Source organism: Sphaerisporangium sp. NPDC049457 (assembly GCF_055586705.1).
The window spans coordinates 123,860-139,187 of sequence record NZ_JBVJHR010000021.1; the positions used below are offsets into that span (position 1 = coordinate 123,860).

The following is a 15,328-nucleotide window of genomic DNA, read 5'->3' on the forward strand; positions in this document are numbered from 1 at the left end:
GGGGTTGATGGTCGGGCGGTGCCCTGTGGGCTTGATGAGCCCGACGAAGGGGGTGGACGCGAGCGGCCCGAGGGTTCGCCTGAGGGGCCCGACCGTCCTGACGACACCGAGGACCCCGGCGACCTGATCGCCTTCAGCGACGAGGCCGCCGCGGACGAGATGGACGAGCGCCGCGCCCGCACCGGGCGCGGCCGCCGCGGACTGCTCCTGGTGATCGGCGGGGGAAGCGCCGTGCTGGTCGCCGCCGGGATCGCGGGCGCGTTCGTCCTGTTCCGGCCGCTCATGAGGCCGGCCGACTTCGAGGGCAAGGGCACGGTGCCCGTCGTGGTGGAGATCTCTCCCGGCGCCAGCGCGGGGGAGATCGCCGACGCGCTGGTCGGGGCCGAGGTCGTGGCGAGCGCGCGGTCCTTCGTGCACGCCGTGGAGGATCGCGGCAAGTCCGCGGCCCTGAGGCCGGGACGCTACCTGCTGCGCAAGCGCATGCCCGCCGCCTCGGCGCTGGACCTGCTGCTCGCGCCGCAGTCCCGCATCCGCAAGCGGGTGACGATCCCCGAGGGCCTGCGCGCCGCCGATACCGTCGCCCGCCTGGCCCGCGGCTCGGGCCTGCCCGCCGCCGAGCTGTCGAAGGTCCTCGCCCGGCCCGCCGACCTCGGCCTGCCCGCCTACGCCAAGGGCGCCGCCGAGGGCTTCCTGTTCCCCGCGACCTACGACATCGAACGTTCCACGACGCCGCGCGACCTGCTGCGGTCGATGGTCCGCCGGTTCAAGCGCGCCGCCGCCCAGCTCGGGCTGGAGTCCGGCGCGACCGGTCAGCGCCTCACGCCGGGCGAGGTGGTCGTCGTCGCCAGCATCGTGCAGGCCGAGGGAGGCAGGGACGACGACTATCCGAAGATCGCTAGAGTCATCTACAATCGCCTCGCGTCCGGAGCCAAGCTGGAGATGGACAGCACGGTGATGTACGGCCTGGGCAAGCACGCCATCCTGGCGTCGAACGCCGAGATCAAGCGTGACACCCCGTACAACACCTACATGCACCCCGGGCTGCCGCCCGGGCCGATCAGCAACCCGGGGGAGGCGGCGCTCAGTGCGGCACTTCGTCCCGCTAAGGGTGATTGGTACTGGTTTGTCACGGTCGACCCACAGCGTAGAATCACGAAATTCACTGACAAAGAGAGTGAGTTCGTGAAATACCGAGAAGAGCTGCACAAACATCTCGGGCAGCACCACTGATGCCCGGCGGTACGGCCACCCCCTCCCGTACGCGCCCGGTGACCCGGGCCGACGCGCCCCCCGGCGCCGGAGCGACCTTCCACCGGGTAGCTCCTGCCGATTCGGGGCACTGGCTTGACTTCGGGCCGGTCCGACCGGGAGATTGGCGATCGCACCTATGAACGATCTCGACCTCGATAGCTTGCTGGGTGCCGAGGACGACGAAGGTCCCCGGCGCAGGTCTCGCGGCTCCAGATCCGCGCGCAGCCGCAGCAGGAGGCGCCAGCGCCGTCAGCGGCGCAAGGGCTTCGTCGCGTTCTTCATCGCGATCGTCGTCATCGTCGGCGTTCTCGGCGTCGGCGGCTACTACGGCTACAACTGGATCCGCGGCGTGGCGATCCCCAAGGACTACACCGGCCAGGGCGCCGGCGAGGTCATCGTCGAGATCAAACAAGGGCAGAGCGACACCGAGATCGCCCAGACCCTGGTCGAGCAGGGCGTCGTCGCGAGCGAGCGGGCGTTCATCAACGCCATCGGCGCCGCGGGCAAGAGCGCCTCGCTGCAGCCGGGGGAGTACAAGCTGCGCAAGGGCATGGCCGCCGCCAACGCCGTTCCCCTCCTTGACCCTGAGCGCCGCCTGCAGACGACCCTCACGGTGCGCGAGGGCCTGCGGCTCTCCCAGATCTTCCAGCAGTTGTCGACCGCCACCGGCAAGCCCGTGCGCGACTTCGAGAAGGCCGCCAAGGACGCCGAGGCGCTCGACCTGCCCTCCTACGCCAGGAAGCGGCTGGAGGGCTTCGCCTTCCCCGCCACCTACGAGGTCTCGCCCAAGTCGTCCCCGGAGGACCTGCTCGCCGCGATGGTCAAGCGCTACAAGAAGGCGGCCGAGGACGTCGGCCTCGTAGCCGGCGCTCGGCGGGTGGGCCACACTCCGCTGGAGGTCCTGACGATCGCGAGCATCGTGCAGGCCGAGTCGGGCAGCAAGCGCGACATGCCCAAGGTCGCCCGGGTGATCTACAACCGCCTCCAGCGCACGCCGCCGATGCTGCTCCAGATGGACAGCACCGTCATGTACGGCCTGAAGAAGTTCGGCGTCTCCGCCACGCACGCCGATCTCAAGAGCAAGTCGCCCTACAACACCTACGCTCGCCCGGGCCTGCCGCCGGGGCCGATCACCAACCCCGGGGAGGACGCCATCAAGGCCACCCTCGACCCGGCCGAGGGGCCCTGGCTGTTCTTCGTGACCACCGACACCAAGCGCGGCATCACCAAGTTCACCGACTCGCAGGCCGAGCACGACAGGTACGTCCAGGAGTTCAACCGCAACCAGGCGGGCGGCTGATGGAGCGGCGCGCCGCGGTGCTCGGCTCCCCGATCGCGCACTCGCTCTCGCCGTGCCTGCACCGAGCCGCCTACCAGGCCCTCGGCCTGACCGGCTGGCGCTATGAGGCGATCGAGTGCGGCGAGAGCGGCCTGGCCGGGCTGCTGGACACGATGGGCCCCGAGTGGGCCGGGCTGTCGCTCACCATGCCGCTCAAGCGGGCGGTGCTGCCGTTGCTGGACACCGTCGCCGACCTCGCCGTGCAGGTGGGCGGGGTGAACACGGTGGTGTTCCGCGAGGGGGCGCGGCACGGCGAGAACACCGACGTGTACGGCATCGTCCAGGCGCTCGCCGAGTCGGGGGTGGCGGCGCCGCGCTCCGCGACCATCCTCGGCGGCGGGGCCACGGCCGGCTCCTCGCTCGCGGCGCTGCGCGAGCTGGGACTGCGGGAGGCGACGCTGGTCGTCCGCGATCGTTCGCGGGCGGAGGAGACCTCGCGGGTGGCCGAGCGGCTGGGCATGGGCCTGACCGTGCGCCGATTCGACGATCTCGGGGCCGCCCTGGAGACCGACCTGGCGATCTCGACGCTGCCGTCGGGCGCCGCCGACGCGTACGCCGAGGCCGTCGCGGTCGTCCCGGCGGTCTTCGACGTGGTCTACGCCCCCTGGCCCACCCGGCTCGCGCGCGCCGTCCGCGACAAGGGCGGCACGGTCATCAGCGGCTTCTCCATGCTGCTGCACCAGGCGATCCGCCAGGTCGAGCTGTACACCGGCCGGGCGCCCGTGCCGGTGGAGCCCGTGCGCGCCGCGGGCGAGACCGAACTGCTCAGACGATCGGCTCGAACGGGTTGAGCACCCGAACCCCGGTGCGCTCGAAGTCCTTGGTGTTGCGGGTCACCATCGTCCAGCCGTTCGCCCGCGCGGTGGCGGCCAGAAGGCCGTCCACGAGCGGAAGCGGCGCCGGAGCGTTCATCGTGCCCCACTCCTCGGCGATGGCGGGCGTGACAGGGACGATGCGGTCGACGAACTCGTGCCGCAGCCGCGCCAGCCATGTCTCGTAGATCGCGGCCTGGGCCGGATCGCGGTCGCGCAGGCGCTCGATGCCCTGACGGATCTCGCCGAGGACCATGACGCTGATGTACAGCGTCGGACCGGGGGCCATGTCGAGCCAGTCTTGGACATGGGTGCTCGGACGCCGTTTGGTGACCTCGCAGGCGACGTTGGTGTCGAGAAGAAAGGCCATGATCAGTCCTCCAGGTCCACGGTGCGGATCGGGGCGTCCGACCGGCGGATGTCGAGCAGGCTGAGGTCGGGCGCGGACCTGAGGAACTCCTTGAAATCGGGGGCGCCGTATTTCAGGCGCCGGTATTCGGCGATGTCGATGATGACGGCGACCTCCTCTCCGTGCCGGGTGACCACTTGGGGGCCCTCGTCGTGGGCCTGCCTGATCACCTGGCTGAACCGCTGCTTCGCTTCTTGCAACTGCCACTGCGCCATGGGCATACCTCCGACTGGTCGGCCTAGATTCATGAGGGCAACTTTAGCGGATCATTGCTCAGCGTGGCCGTGGAATCGCGAAGGGTCACAGGGGTGGGGGATGATTCGGCCGGGGTGCGGTGTTGTGGTAACGTAGCTGCTTGATCGGTCCGGCATGGCTGCTGGACGCGCAAGCGGAGGTCTTCCTCCCACCTGATCGGCCGTGAGGCCGGCGGGTCAAGGATCACTACCGGACTGTTCCGGGGGGCTCTTGATCGGTGATCTGAGAGCCCGGTGGCCCCGCATGCGCGACGTGCGGGGCTTTTCGCTTTGTCGCGGAAGGCCCGGGCGCGGTCGAGCACAGACGCGGAAATGCCAGGTACCTAGGAGGTCCCATCAGCACTGAGCCCCGCATCAACGAGCGCATTCGTGTGCCCGAGGTCCGCCTCGTCGGCCCGAACGGCGAGCAGGTCGGCATCGTCTCCATCGGGGACGCCCTGAAGCTGGCCCAGGAGGCCGATCTCGACCTGGTCGAGGTCGCCGCGACGGCTCGCCCGCCCGTGTGCAAGCTCATGGACTACGGCAAGTTCAAGTACGAGTCCGCCATGAAGGCACGCGAGGCGCGCCGCAACCAGGCGCACACGATCATCAAGGAGATCAAGCTCCGGCCGAAGATCGACCCGCACGACTACGAGACCAAGAAGGGTCACGTTGTGCGGTTCCTCAAAGCGGGGGACAAGGTCAAGGTCACGATCATGTTCCGCGGGCGTGAGCAGTCCCGCCCCGAGCTGGGCTTCCGGCTCCTGCAGCGGCTGGCGGAGGACGTGACGGAGCTCGGCTTCGTCGAGTCCCAGCCCAAGCAGGACGGCCGAAACATGATCATGGTGATCGGACCGCACAAGAAGAAGGCCGAGGCCAAGGCCGAGCGGGCCGCCGCCCGCGCGAGGACGCCCGAGGGTGGCGACCCGGCGCAGGACGACGTCAGCGTCGGCGCCGACATGGCGCGGGCATCGGAACCGCAGGAGTGACGCACCCCGCCTGACGATCCGGCGGGAAGCGACGAGACACCGACACCGGGTGAGGTGCCACAGCCGGGCATGAGCCTGGCTGGGTGCCTTGACCCGGGATGTCGGCACGGACGAACGAGGGAGAGACGGCTGAGATGCCGAAGATGAAGACGCACAGCGGTGCGAAGAAGCGGTTCCGCCTCAGCGGAAGCGGCAAGATCATTCGCCGGCGTGCGAACCGTGCCCACTACAACGAGTGGAAGTCGTCGACGCTGACGCGCCGTCTGAAGCCTGAGGTCGTCATGTCCGATGCCGACACCAAGAAGATCAAGAAGCTGCTCGGCAAGTAACCGAACCCCCGGGGAGATAGAACAATGGCACGCGTAAAGCGGGCGCTCAACGCCAAGAAGAAGCGCCGCGTCGTCCTCGAGCGGGCGAGTGGTTACCGGGGTCAGCGGTCGCGGTTGTACCGCAAGGCCAAGGAGCAGATGCTCCACTCTCTGACCTACGCCTACCGCGACCGCAAGGACAAGAAGGGCACCTTCCGGCGCCTTTGGATCCAGCGCATCAACGCCGCGGCGCGCGCGAACGGCATCACCTACAACCGGTTCATCCAGGGCCTGAAGGCCGCCGGTGTCGAGGTCGACCGCAAGATCCTCGCCGATCTCGCCGTCAACGACAGCCAGACCTTCGCCGCACTGGCCGAGACCGCCAGGAAGGCGCTGCCGGCCGACGTGAACGCGCCGGCCGCCAGCTGATCCGACGCACGTCAGGTGAACGACTCGTTCTCTCGAGGAGCGGGTCGTTCGCCTTTTGCGTCATGATCTAACCGCCGCGGGCGCCGCAACGGTCCGGGCGTTCGTAAGGGGGGCACATGGTCGGATCCGAGCTGACCAACACCAAGTCGCCGCGGGTCAAGGCCGCCAAGCGCCTGACCAAGCGGGCTTTCAGAGACCGCGACCGGTCCTTCCTCGCCGAAGGCCCGCAGGCGGTCAGGGAGGCGCTGGCCCTTCCCGGGGTCGCCGTCGAGCTGTTCACCACCGCCGAGGCCGAGAGCCGCCACGCCGACATCGTGACCGCCGCCCGGCTGGCCGGGGTGCCGGTGTTCGGCGCCAGCGGCGAGGTCATGTCGGAGCTGGCCCAGACCGTCACCCCGCAGGGGCTGCTCGCCGTCTGCCGCTTCGTGCACGTCCCGCTTGAGCAGGCCGTCACCGAGGGCGCGGGCCTGGTCGCCGTGCTCGCCCACGTGCGCGACCCCGGCAACGCGGGCACGGTGCTGCGCACCGCCGACGCGGCGGGCGCCGACGCCGTGGTCTTCACCGACGCCTCGGTGGACCCCTACAACGGCAAGTGCGTCAGGGCCAGCGCGGGAAGCCTGTTCCACCTCCCCGTCGTCACCTCCGCCCCGGTGGCGCGGACCGTGGCCCATCTGAAGGACAAGGGGCTGCGGGTGCTGGCCGCCGACGGCGCCGGCGTCAAGACGCTGGACGACGTGGACCTCGCGGGCCCCACCGCGTGGATCTTCGGCAACGAGGCCTGGGGCCTGCCCGAAGAGATCCTGGGGCTCGCCGACGAGGTCGTCCGGGTGCCCATCTACGGGCGCGCCGAGAGCCTCAACCTGGCCACGGCGGCCGCCGTCTGCCTGTACGCCTCCGCCCGCTCCCAGCGCGCCGGCTGATCTCCGCCCGCGTCACCCCCGGCGGCCGGCCGATCTTCCGCCTTCCGCGGTCCCTGGCGTGTGGTCGATCTTCGGCCTTCCCCCGACAGGACGTTCGGCTGATCTTCCGCCTTCCGCGGTCCCAGAGGGCCGGCAGTCCTGTGGGCCGTCCGGAAATTCCTTACCGGACAAGTCATCCGATACCGGGCAGGGCGCGCCCTCCGGTGGCGGCGCGGGGCTGCCGCCCGGTACGGGAAACCCGCTATTGTCGGCGCTGTAGGGGTCGAGGGAGGCGATAGTGCGCGGCGAGCAAACCCACCGGCGGGAGGCCGATGCCGCGTGCTCGATCCCCGTCGACGACCTCCCCGAAGGCGTCATCGTGGCCGACGGCCGCGGCCGGGTGATGACCGTCAACAAGGCCGCCTGCCGTCTCACCGGCGTGGGCGGCGACGCCGTCGGCAAGCACTTCCCCGACGTCCTGCCCTTCCGCGACGACGACGGGCGCGACTGGTGGAAGTGGCTCGACGCCTACGGGGGGCTGCGCATCCGCAGCCGCCAGCCCGAGTGCTCCCTCTACCTGCCGGGTGGCCACGAACTGCTGGTCGCGGCCCGGTTCGTCCGCAGCCCCGCGCGAGGCGGCGAGGTCGTCCGGGTCGTCGTCACGCTGCGCGACGCCGCGGCGCGCGCCCGCCTCGAACGCAGCCGGGCCGACCTGGTCTCCACCGTCGCCCACGAGCTGCGCTCGCCGCTCACCAGCGTCAAGGGGTTCACCGCCACCCTGCTGGCCAAGTGGAGCCGCTTCACCGACGACCAGAAGCGCGTCATGCTCGAGACCGTCAACGCCGACGCCGACCGCGTCACCCGGCTCATCACCGAGCTGCTCGACGTCTCCCGCATCGAGTCCGGCCGGTTGCAGATCCACCGCCAGGTGGTGGACGTCCCCGCCAGGGCGCGCAAGATCATCGCCGGCCGGGTGGCCGCGGGCGAGCCTGAGGACCGCTTCCGCCTTGAGGTGCGCGGCGACCTCCCAGAGATGTGGCTCGACCAGGACAAGATCGACCAGATCCTCGGCAACTTGCTGGAAAACGCGGTGCGCCACGGGCGAGGTACGGTGACGATAGTGGTGGAGCCCGTCGAGTGGGGAGTTGCCGTGTCCGTGCGTGACCAAGGCGAGGGTGTGGCACCCGAGCTGGCCTCGCGCGTCTTCCGGCAGTTCTGGCGCGGCAACGGGCGCCGCCGCGGCGGCACGGGCCTTGGCCTGTTCATCGTCAAGGGCCTGGTCGAGGCCCACGGCGGCACGATCACCGTGCAGCGCGCGCCCGGCGGCGGCGCCGAGTTCCGATTTACCATGCCCGCCGGCACCCCCGACTTCGCCTGAGGCGTCGGGGCGGCCGGTGGGCGACACAACGCCGGCACCCGCCGGCACGGCCGCGTCGCGTCCGGCGCACGACCGCAACGCCGGTCGAAGGCTCCGGTCGCGGTCAGGAGGCTGTGAGCGCCGCCCCGTTCGCGTGTGATCGCGGACGGCGTCCACAACGCACCGTTCGTGGCCGGTCCGCCACCCTGGACGGACTAGACTCGTGCCCGCTCAAGCCCTGGATACGGAGCTCTCTCTTGTCGAACACCTATGACCCGGTCGAGGTGACGCCGTTGCACGCCGACGAGGTGGCGCGCATGGAGGCCGAAGCCATAGCCGCCATCGACGCGGCGTCCGACCTCGACGAACTCAAGCAAGTGCGGCTGGCCCACGCCGGCGACCGCTCGCCGATCGCGCTGGCCAACCGCGAGATCGGCGCGCTGCCGCCCCAGGCCCGGGCCGAGGCGGGCAAGCGCATCGGCGGCGCGCGCAAGGCCATCAGTGAGGCGCTCGCCGCCCGGCAGGCCGTGCTGACCGCCGAGCGCGACGAGCGCGTCCTGGTCGAGGAGACCGTCGACGTCACCCTTCCGTGGGACCGCCGCCCGCGCGGCGCCCGCCACCCGCTCACGACCTTGCAAGAGCGCATCGCCGACGCCTTCGTCGCGATGGGCTACGAGGTCGCCGAGGGGCCTGAGCTGGAAGGCGAGTGGTTCAACTTCGACGCGCTCAACATCGCCCCCGACCACCCGGCCCGGTCCGAGCACGACACCTTCTTCGTCGGCTCGGTCGACTCCGGCATGGTGCTGCGCACCCAGACCTCGCCGGTGCAGATCCGCGCGCTGCTGTCGCGCGAGCTGCCGGTGTACGTGGTCTCGCCGGGCAAGGTGTTCCGCACCGACGAGCTCGACGCCACCCACACCCCGGTGTTCCACCAGGTCGAGGGGCTGGCCATCGACGAGGGCCTGACGATGGCGCACCTGAAGGGCACGCTCGACCGGTTCGCCGAGGTCATGTTCGGCAAGGGCATCAGCACCCGCTTCCGGCCCAACTACTTCCCCTTCACCGAGCCGTCCGCCGAGATGGACCTGCGCTGCTTCGTCTGCCGCGGCTCCTCCGCCGTCCCCGGCAACCCGCCCTGCCGCACCTGCAAGTCCGAGGGCTGGATCGAGTGGGGCGGCTGCGGCATGGTCAACCCGCGCGTGCTGGTCGCCTGCGGCGTCGACCCCGAGCGCTACAGCGGGTTCGCCTTCGGCATGGGCGTCGAGCGGACGCTGATGTTCCGCAACAACGCCGAGGACATGCGAGACATGGTCGAGGGAGACGTGCGCTTCACGCTCCCGTTCGGTATGGAGGCCTGATGAAGTTCCCGCTCTCCTGGCTGCGGGAGTACGTCGACCTGCCCGCCGCCACCGCGCACGAGGTCGCCGAGAAGCTCACCGCGGCCGGCCTGAAGCTCGAGGCCATCGAGTCGGTCGGCGACGAGATCAAGAACGTCGTCGTCGGCGAGGTCCTGTCGATCGAAGAGCTCACCGGCTTCAAGAAGCCCATCCGCTACTGCTCGGTCGAGGTCGGCGAGGCCGCGCCGCGCTGGGTCATCTGCGGCGCCACGAACTTCGCCGTCGGCGACCGCGTGCCCGTGGCGCTGCCCGGCGCCGTGCTGCCCGGCGGGTTCGAGGTCGGGTCGCGCAAGACCTACGGTCACGTCTCCGACGGCATGATCTGCTCGGCGCGCGAGCTCGGCATCGGCGAGGACCACAGCGGCATCCTCATCCTGCCCGCCGACACCCACCTGGGCGCCGACGTGGTCGAGCTGCTCGGCCTGCGCGACGACGTCATCGAGCTGGAGGTCACCCCCGACCGGGGGTACGCCCTGTCCATCCGCGGCGTCGCCCGCGAGGTGGCCGCCGCCTTCGGCGTGCCGTGGCGCGACCCGGCCGACGTCGAGCCGCCCGCCTTCGACGAGGAGGCCTACCCCGCCTCCATCGCCGACCCGACGGCCTGCGACCGGTTCGTGCTGCGCTCGGTGTCCGGCTTCGACCCCTCCGCCGAGACGCCCATGTGGATGCAGGTCCGCCTGTCCCGCGCGGGCATGCGGCCGGTGTCGCTGGCCGTCGACGTCACCAACTACCTGATGATCGAGCTCGGCCAGCCGCTGCACGCCTTCGACCGTTCCCGGCTCACCGGGCCCGTCGTGGTGCGCAGGGCCGAGCCGGGCGAGACGCTCGAGACCCTCGACCACGTCGTCCGCGAGCTCCACCCCGAGGACATCCTGATCACCGACTCCTCCGGGGCGATCTCGATGGCCGGCACGATGGGCGGCCTGGCGACCGAGATCTCCGCCGAGTCCAGCGACCTGGTCATCGAGGCGGCGCACTTCTCCTCCACCGGCACGGCCCGCATGTCGCGCCGCCACAACCTGGTCAGCGAGGCCTCGCGCCGCTTCGAGCGCGGCGTCGACCGCGAGCTGCCGCTGTACGCCTCCTGGCGCGCGGTGCAGATGCTGGTCGCCTTCGGCGGCGGCACGGCCGACGCCGGGGTCACCCACGCCTTCGTCGACGTCGAACCTCCGACGATCGTCATCCCGGCCGACCACCCCGACCGGGTGGCGGGCATCGCCTACGGCCGCGACACGGTCGTGCGCCGCCTTGAGCAGGTCGGCTGCACAGTGGTCGCGCAGGGGTCCGGGCGCGCTCTGACGGGCGCCGACGCCGCCCCGGCGGTCCCGGCCGACGTGCTGGAGGGCCCGGCGCGGCCCGACCCGGCCGAGCTGCTGGCCGTGACGCCGCCGTCCTGGCGTCCCGACCTCACCGACCCCAACGACCTCGCCGAGGAGGTCATCCGGCTGGAGGGCTACGAGCGCCTTCCGTCGGTGCTGCCGGCCGCCCCCGCCGGCGCCGGGCTGACCGAGGCCCAGCGGCTGCGCCGCCGCGTCGGCCGCGCGCTCGCCGCCGCCGGGTACGTCGAGACGCTCGCCTACCCGTTCATCGGCGCGCGCGACCTTGACGCCCTGCAGCTGCCCGCCGGCGACCCGCGGCGCCGCACCGTCCGGCTGGCCAACCCGCTGAGCGAGGACGAACCGCTCATGCGCACCACGCTGCTGCCCGGCCTGTTCAAGACTCTGGTCCGCAACGTCGGGCGCGGTTTCGGCGACGTGGCGCTGTTCGAGTCCGGGCTGGTCTACCGGCCCGAGCCGGACGCCCCGGCGAAGGCGCCGGTGCTCGGGGTCGAGCGCAGGCCCACCGACGACGAGCTGGCCACCATCGCGGCGGCGCTGCCCCGGCAGCCCCTGCGGGTCGCGGTCGTCCTGGCCGGCGAGTACGACGGCTCCGGCTGGTGGGGCGAGGGCCGCCCGGCGAGCTGGGCCGACGCCGTCGAGGCGGCGCGCCTGGTCGCCCGCGAGGCGGGCGTCGAGGCGGTGGTGCGCGCCGACCGGCACGAGCCGTGGCACCCCGGCCGGTGCGCCGCGCTGTACTTCGGCGAGGCCCTGCTCGGCCACGCGGGCGAGCTGCACCCGCGCGTCGTCGAGGCGTTCGGCCTGCCGCCGCGCACCTGCGCGATGGAGCTGGAGCTGAGCGTCCTTGAGGCCGCGCTGCCCGGTCCGGTGCAGGCCCGCGCGGTCTCGGCCTACCCCGTCGCCACGCAGGACGTCGCGCTCATCGTCCCGGCCGACGTCCCGGTCGCCGACGCGGAGGCCGCGCTGCGCGAGGGCGCGGGCGAGCTGCTGGAGTCGATCAGGCTGTTCGACGTCTACACCGGGTCGCAGGTGGGCGAGGGCTTCAAGTCCCTGGCCTACACCCTGCGCTTCCGGGCCGCCGACCGCACGCTGACCGTCGAGGAGACCACCGCCGCCCGCGACGCCGCGGTGGCCCTGGCCGCCGAGCGCACCGGAGCCAGGCTGCGCGGCGCGTGACCCGGCGGCCGTCACGGTGACGGTCAGGGCGGCGGTGGACCTCGTCCACCGCCGCCCTTCGCCTTCCGGCCCGGGCCCGGACCGCCCGGCGAGGCAGGGGACCGCCCGCGTGGCCGGGACTGCCCGGCGTGCGCCCGGCCGGCCCGGCCGGCCCGCCCGGCGTCGCGGGGTCAGCGGGGGTAGACCTCCATCTCGTAGAGCGAGTAGCCGTAGGTGGTGCCGCGGGTGATGCCGCGCATGCGGACATACCGGGCGTCCACCGGGGTGAAGGTCACGTTGTCCACGCCGCCGTTCCCCGTCGTGGTGGAGTGGACGGTGGTCCACGCCGATCCGTCAGGCGAGGTCTGGATCTCGTACGCCTTCCCGTAGGCCGCCTCCCAGCGCAGTATCACGCGGGCCACGGTTCTGGACGACCCGAGGTCGACCCGCAGCCACTGGTCGTCGCCGGAGGCGCTGGCCCAGCGGGTGGTGGGGTCGCCGTCGATCGCCCTGCCCGCCGGGTACGGCGGCAGCAGCTGAACGCTGGAGGCCTTGGCGCTGCCGCCGGCCGCCAGGTTGGCGATGGCGTCGCCCCGGTGGGCGGGGAACGACACGACCTGCTGGTAGGTCGGCCGGTTCTGCCAGGCGATCAGCGACTGCTTGATCCCGCCGAGCGGCGAGTGCCGGATGGCGTCGGCGCACCACTGGTCGCCCGCCGAGCAGGCGTCGTCGGCCGGGTAGGTGGTGGCCGCCGGTTCGGCGAGCGCCGCCGACAGGCTGTCCAGCAGGACCGAGCGGCAGCCCGCCACCGTGCCGTCGCCGCAGAACTTCGCGGGCAGCGGCCCTGCGACCGGGTCGCCGAGCACCGACCGGACGTCCTTGCTCACGTATCCCCACCAGCCGTACTGGAACGACGAGCCCTTGTGGGTCTGGGCCTCGTTCGCCGAGGTGGGGAAGCTGGACAAATCGCCTTGCTGGTGGCCGGAGGGCGACTCGTTGATCTGCAGGGCGTTGACCAGCGACTGGTAGAGGCCGTCGCCGAGGCCCGGCCTGAACTCGGCCCTGACCAGCCTCGGCCACCAGGCGTCGAACGCGCGGATGGCGTCCGCGTGCGCGTAGGTCCTGCTGCCGGGCGAGGTCTCCAGCCGTCTCGCGCCCGCGGAGGCCCACGCCGACAGCTTGGACACCGCCGAGGCGAGCGCCGGGTCGGCGACCGCCGAGCTGTTGATCACCCGCAGCAGGTCCGGCAGCACCCTTGTGCCGCGCAGGTCGGTGACCGCGGCGTCGGCCATGATCTTCACGGTGCCGGCGCGGTCGAGCTTGCCCGTCCCGGCCAGCGCGGCCTTCACCGGCCGGTCCAGCAGGTCCACCCGGTGCACCGGCCCGAAACTGAAGTTGCCGTCGGCCGCGCCGAAGTCCCTGGCCTGCTTGTTGTTCCAGCTCACCAGGTAGTCCTGGTCGGCCGTCTGCGGGTGGGCGGAGGCCGGCAGGTAGGTCGCGCTGTTGGTCGCCGGGTCGAAGCCCGCCCATTCGTGCGCCGCGTCGGCGGTCATCGGCAGGCCGGGGTCCGACGCCGCGGACCTGACCGGAACGTCGCCCGACATGAAGTACGCCGCCTGGGTGGAGTTGACGTAGAACCAGTTGAAGGCGAAGCCGATCTCCGACGCCGAGGCGGCGAAGGTGGCCGCGTCGCCCATCTGGGCGGGGTCGTTGAACATCTGGAAGCCGACCGCCGACTCGGCCTCGTGCTGGTAGGTGGAGCGCAGCGTGGTGAAGGCCGTCGGCTGCCCGCCGACGGTGCCGCGCCAGGTCACCAGGCCGTACTTGGTGCGCTGGATGACCAGGTCGTAGGACCCGGCGGCGGTCGCGTCGGCGACGTTCGGCTTCCAGGAGTTGGTCTTCTTGAGCGTCTCCATGGCCGTGCAGGCGCCGTGGTACAGGTAGTGGTCCGAGGCGGTGGTGACCGTGCCGCCGGACGGGTCGCACAGTCGCAGCGCGTAGGTGTCGGTGATGTCCTCCCCGGCCGAGGTCGCGCTCCAGGCGTAGTCGGTGCCCCGGCCGAGCAGCGTGTACAGGTTGAGCCCGGCGAAGGCCACCCCGCGCGAGCGGACGCCCGGCCCCGACAGCTCCTGCAGCATGAGCAGCTGCGGGGCGAAGTAGCCGGTCTGCGGGCCGAACACCGCGATCGGGTGCCCGCTCGCGGACTCGGCGGCCGACACCACGACGGCGTTGGACATGCCGGGCTTGGAGTTGTCGACGGTCAGCCCGGGAAGGACTCCCTTGGCGGGCGACACCGAGGTGGTGGCCGAGCCGCTCTCGTTCCGCGTGATGTCCACCGGCGCCGTCGTCCCGGCGTCGGGCAGGACCACTCCGGTCGCGCCCGGCGCCGCGCCGAACGGGAAGCTCTGCCCGTCGTGCAGGGTCAGGGTGGTCTCCGGGTCGTTCTGCGCCCGGAACGCCGCCCAGACCTGGTCCCCGGCGGCCGTGCCGTACTTGGCGCGGGCGGCCACGCGTACCAGCGCCGACTGCATCTCGGCGCCGCCGCCCCCGCCGAACAGCCCGCCGATCACCCCGGAGACCGCGATCAGGTCGGTCATGGTGAAGTCCTGCGGTCCGCCGGCGTTGGTGATCGCGTCCAGATGACCGGTCAGCACGTACTCGCCGGGACAGTCGCGGTGGGCCATGCAGTGGTCGATGTAGGCGTTGATGCCGCTCACGTAGTCCCGCACGTCGGCGTACAGCTGGGCGCCGCGCGGCCCGGAGTCCCGCAGCCGGGTGATCTGCGCCTGCAGGTCGGCCTCGGTGTAGGGGGAGTTGCGCCAGACGCTCTGCTCCAGGGCCCGGTTTCCCGGCGCGCCTCCGGCGAACGGCGTCAGTTCGCCGCGTCCGACGTGCCGCATGAGGTCCATCAGCCACAGGCGGTCCTGCGCGCCGGCGTACCCGGCGCCGAACATGGTGCCCTCCCGGGTGGTCCCGGTGATGTGCGGGACGCCGGTGGCCTTGTCGCGGACGATGGTCACGTCCGAGCGGGGGCTGGTCATGCTCTCGACCTGCCCGGCCGGCACCCCGAAGGAGGCGTCGTTGAAGAAGGCGGCGATCTGGTCCTCGGTCAGGCCGGTGTAGCCGGAGATCAGGCCGGCGTACTTGCCGAGCTGGTCGCCCGAGTGCCGCGGCATGACGCCGAGCGACTGGTTGGCGAGGATCTCCACCAGCGTCGCGTTGCCGTTCTGGCCGGGCGGCAGCACGTCGGCGCACTGGCCGAGGCAGTAGTCGTCGGCGGTCTGGACGGCCGCCGATGCGGGCACGACGGGGGATGCCAGCGTGAGGATCGCGAGCGCGGAGGCCGCCGTGATCGTCCGCCGGAGGCGTGCGTGCATGTGAGAGGACCCCCAAAACATGAGGCGTACTCGAAT

13 protein-coding genes are annotated in these 15,328 nt (G+C 71.7%); 10 read left to right on the forward strand and 3 right to left on the reverse strand.

Translation table 11 applies throughout. The annotated features are described in order from the left end of the window. Nucleotides 1–18: 18 nt before the first annotated feature. The 3 genes from mltG (ACZ6QO_RS29680) (at nucleotide 19) to ACZ6QO_RS29690 (ending at nucleotide 3,381) form a co-directional block, all read left to right on the forward strand. Nucleotides 19–1,230, forward strand: a complete 1,212-nt coding sequence (gene mltG, locus ACZ6QO_RS29680) for an endolytic transglycosylase MltG (protein ID WP_465855367.1) — start codon at nucleotides 19–21, stop codon at nucleotides 1,228–1,230. Nucleotides 1,231–1,387: 157 nt separating this feature from the next. Further along, on the forward strand, nucleotides 1,388–2,551 hold the full coding sequence (gene mltG, locus ACZ6QO_RS29685) for an endolytic transglycosylase MltG (RefSeq protein WP_465855368.1): 1,164 nt from the start codon (nucleotides 1,388–1,390) through the stop codon (nucleotides 2,549–2,551). Beyond that, nucleotides 2,551–3,381, forward strand: coding sequence for a shikimate dehydrogenase (locus ACZ6QO_RS29690; RefSeq protein WP_465855370.1), 831 nt, complete (start codon nucleotides 2,551–2,553; stop codon nucleotides 3,379–3,381). The genes mltG (ACZ6QO_RS29685) and ACZ6QO_RS29690 overlap by 1 nt, the downstream gene beginning before the upstream one ends. On the opposite strand, the gene ACZ6QO_RS29695 is transcribed toward ACZ6QO_RS29690, so the two are convergent. Both ACZ6QO_RS29695 and ACZ6QO_RS29700 read right to left on the reverse strand, forming a co-directional pair. After that, the gene (locus ACZ6QO_RS29695; protein WP_465855372.1) at nucleotides 3,356–3,772 is read right to left on the reverse strand and encodes a PIN domain-containing protein; all 417 of its coding nucleotides are present in this window, start codon (nucleotides 3,770–3,772) and stop codon (nucleotides 3,356–3,358) included. The two genes, ACZ6QO_RS29690 and ACZ6QO_RS29695, sit on opposite strands and share 26 nt — an antisense overlap. Nucleotides 3,773–3,774: 2 nt before the next feature. Then, complete coding sequence (locus ACZ6QO_RS29700) at nucleotides 3,775–4,026, reverse strand: type II toxin-antitoxin system Phd/YefM family antitoxin (RefSeq protein ID WP_465855374.1); 252 nt, start codon at nucleotides 4,024–4,026, stop codon at nucleotides 3,775–3,777. Nucleotides 4,027–4,418: 392 nt separating this feature from the next. On the opposite strand from ACZ6QO_RS29700, the gene infC reads away from it, so the two are divergent. From infC to ACZ6QO_RS29735, 7 genes are all read left to right on the forward strand, one after another. Continuing rightward, nucleotides 4,419–5,033: a translation initiation factor IF-3 gene (infC, locus tag ACZ6QO_RS29705; protein WP_465855434.1), complete on the forward strand. Its 615-nt coding sequence runs from the start codon at nucleotides 4,419–4,421 to the stop codon at nucleotides 5,031–5,033. Between the two features lie 134 nt (nucleotides 5,034–5,167). After that, the gene (rpmI, locus tag ACZ6QO_RS29710) at nucleotides 5,168–5,362 is read left to right on the forward strand and encodes a 50S ribosomal protein L35 (RefSeq protein ID WP_189163794.1); all 195 of its coding nucleotides are present in this window, start codon (nucleotides 5,168–5,170) and stop codon (nucleotides 5,360–5,362) included. A gap of 24 nt (nucleotides 5,363–5,386) precedes the next feature. Continuing rightward, nucleotides 5,387–5,770 carry a 50S ribosomal protein L20 gene (rplT, locus tag ACZ6QO_RS29715; protein WP_465855376.1) on the forward strand — a complete coding sequence of 128 codons (384 nt, stop codon included), beginning with the start codon at nucleotides 5,387–5,389 and terminating at the stop codon, nucleotides 5,768–5,770. A 116-nt stretch (nucleotides 5,771–5,886) separates the two neighbouring features. Then, nucleotides 5,887–6,690, forward strand: coding sequence for a TrmH family RNA methyltransferase (locus ACZ6QO_RS29720; RefSeq protein WP_465855378.1), 804 nt, complete (start codon nucleotides 5,887–5,889; stop codon nucleotides 6,688–6,690). Between the two features lie 277 nt (nucleotides 6,691–6,967). Then, a complete protein-coding gene (locus ACZ6QO_RS29725) occupies nucleotides 6,968–8,047 on the forward strand; it encodes an ATP-binding protein (protein WP_465855380.1) in 1,080 nt (359 codons plus the stop codon). Nucleotides 8,048–8,343: 296 nt separating this feature from the next. Next, nucleotides 8,344–9,384 (forward strand): phenylalanine--tRNA ligase subunit alpha, encoded by a 1,041-nt coding sequence (gene pheS / locus ACZ6QO_RS29730; protein WP_465855435.1) that lies wholly within the window; start codon nucleotides 8,344–8,346, stop codon nucleotides 9,382–9,384. Beyond that, entirely contained in the window at nucleotides 9,384–11,936 is a 2,553-nt protein-coding gene (locus ACZ6QO_RS29735; protein WP_465855382.1) for a phenylalanine--tRNA ligase subunit beta, read from the forward strand. Before pheS ends, ACZ6QO_RS29735 begins: the two co-directional genes overlap by 1 nt. 170 nt (nucleotides 11,937–12,106) lie before the next feature. On the opposite strand, the gene ACZ6QO_RS29740 is transcribed toward ACZ6QO_RS29735, so the two are convergent. After that, nucleotides 12,107–15,292, reverse strand: coding sequence for a penicillin acylase family protein (locus tag ACZ6QO_RS29740; RefSeq protein ID WP_465855384.1), 3,186 nt, complete (start codon nucleotides 15,290–15,292; stop codon nucleotides 12,107–12,109). Nucleotides 15,293–15,328: the final 36 nt, after the last annotated feature.

Bases quoted from the DNA above. Each gene is read 5' to 3' on its own strand.
- mltG (WP_465855368.1), top strand. From the start codon at position 1,388: ATGAACGATCTCGACCTCGATAGCTTGCTGGGTGCCGAGGACGACGAA.
- ACZ6QO_RS29690 (WP_465855370.1), top strand. From the start codon at position 2,551: ATGGAGCGGCGCGCCGCGGTGCTCGGCTCCCCGATCGCGCACTCGCTC.
- ACZ6QO_RS29695 (WP_465855372.1), bottom strand. From the start codon at position 3,772: ATGGCCTTTCTTCTCGACACCAACGTCGCCTGCGAGGTCACCAAACGG.
- ACZ6QO_RS29700 (WP_465855374.1), bottom strand. From the start codon at position 4,026: ATGGCGCAGTGGCAGTTGCAAGAAGCGAAGCAGCGGTTCAGCCAGGTG.
- rpmI (WP_189163794.1), top strand. From the start codon at position 5,168: ATGCCGAAGATGAAGACGCACAGCGGTGCGAAGAAGCGGTTCCGCCTC.
- rplT (WP_465855376.1), top strand. From the start codon at position 5,387: ATGGCACGCGTAAAGCGGGCGCTCAACGCCAAGAAGAAGCGCCGCGTC.
- ACZ6QO_RS29720 (WP_465855378.1), top strand. From the start codon at position 5,887: ATGGTCGGATCCGAGCTGACCAACACCAAGTCGCCGCGGGTCAAGGCC.
- pheS (WP_465855435.1), top strand. From the start codon at position 8,344: ATGGAGGCCGAAGCCATAGCCGCCATCGACGCGGCGTCCGACCTCGAC.
- ACZ6QO_RS29735 (WP_465855382.1), top strand. From the start codon at position 9,384: ATGAAGTTCCCGCTCTCCTGGCTGCGGGAGTACGTCGACCTGCCCGCC.
- ACZ6QO_RS29740 (WP_465855384.1), bottom strand. From the start codon at position 15,292: ATGCACGCACGCCTCCGGCGGACGATCACGGCGGCCTCCGCGCTCGCG.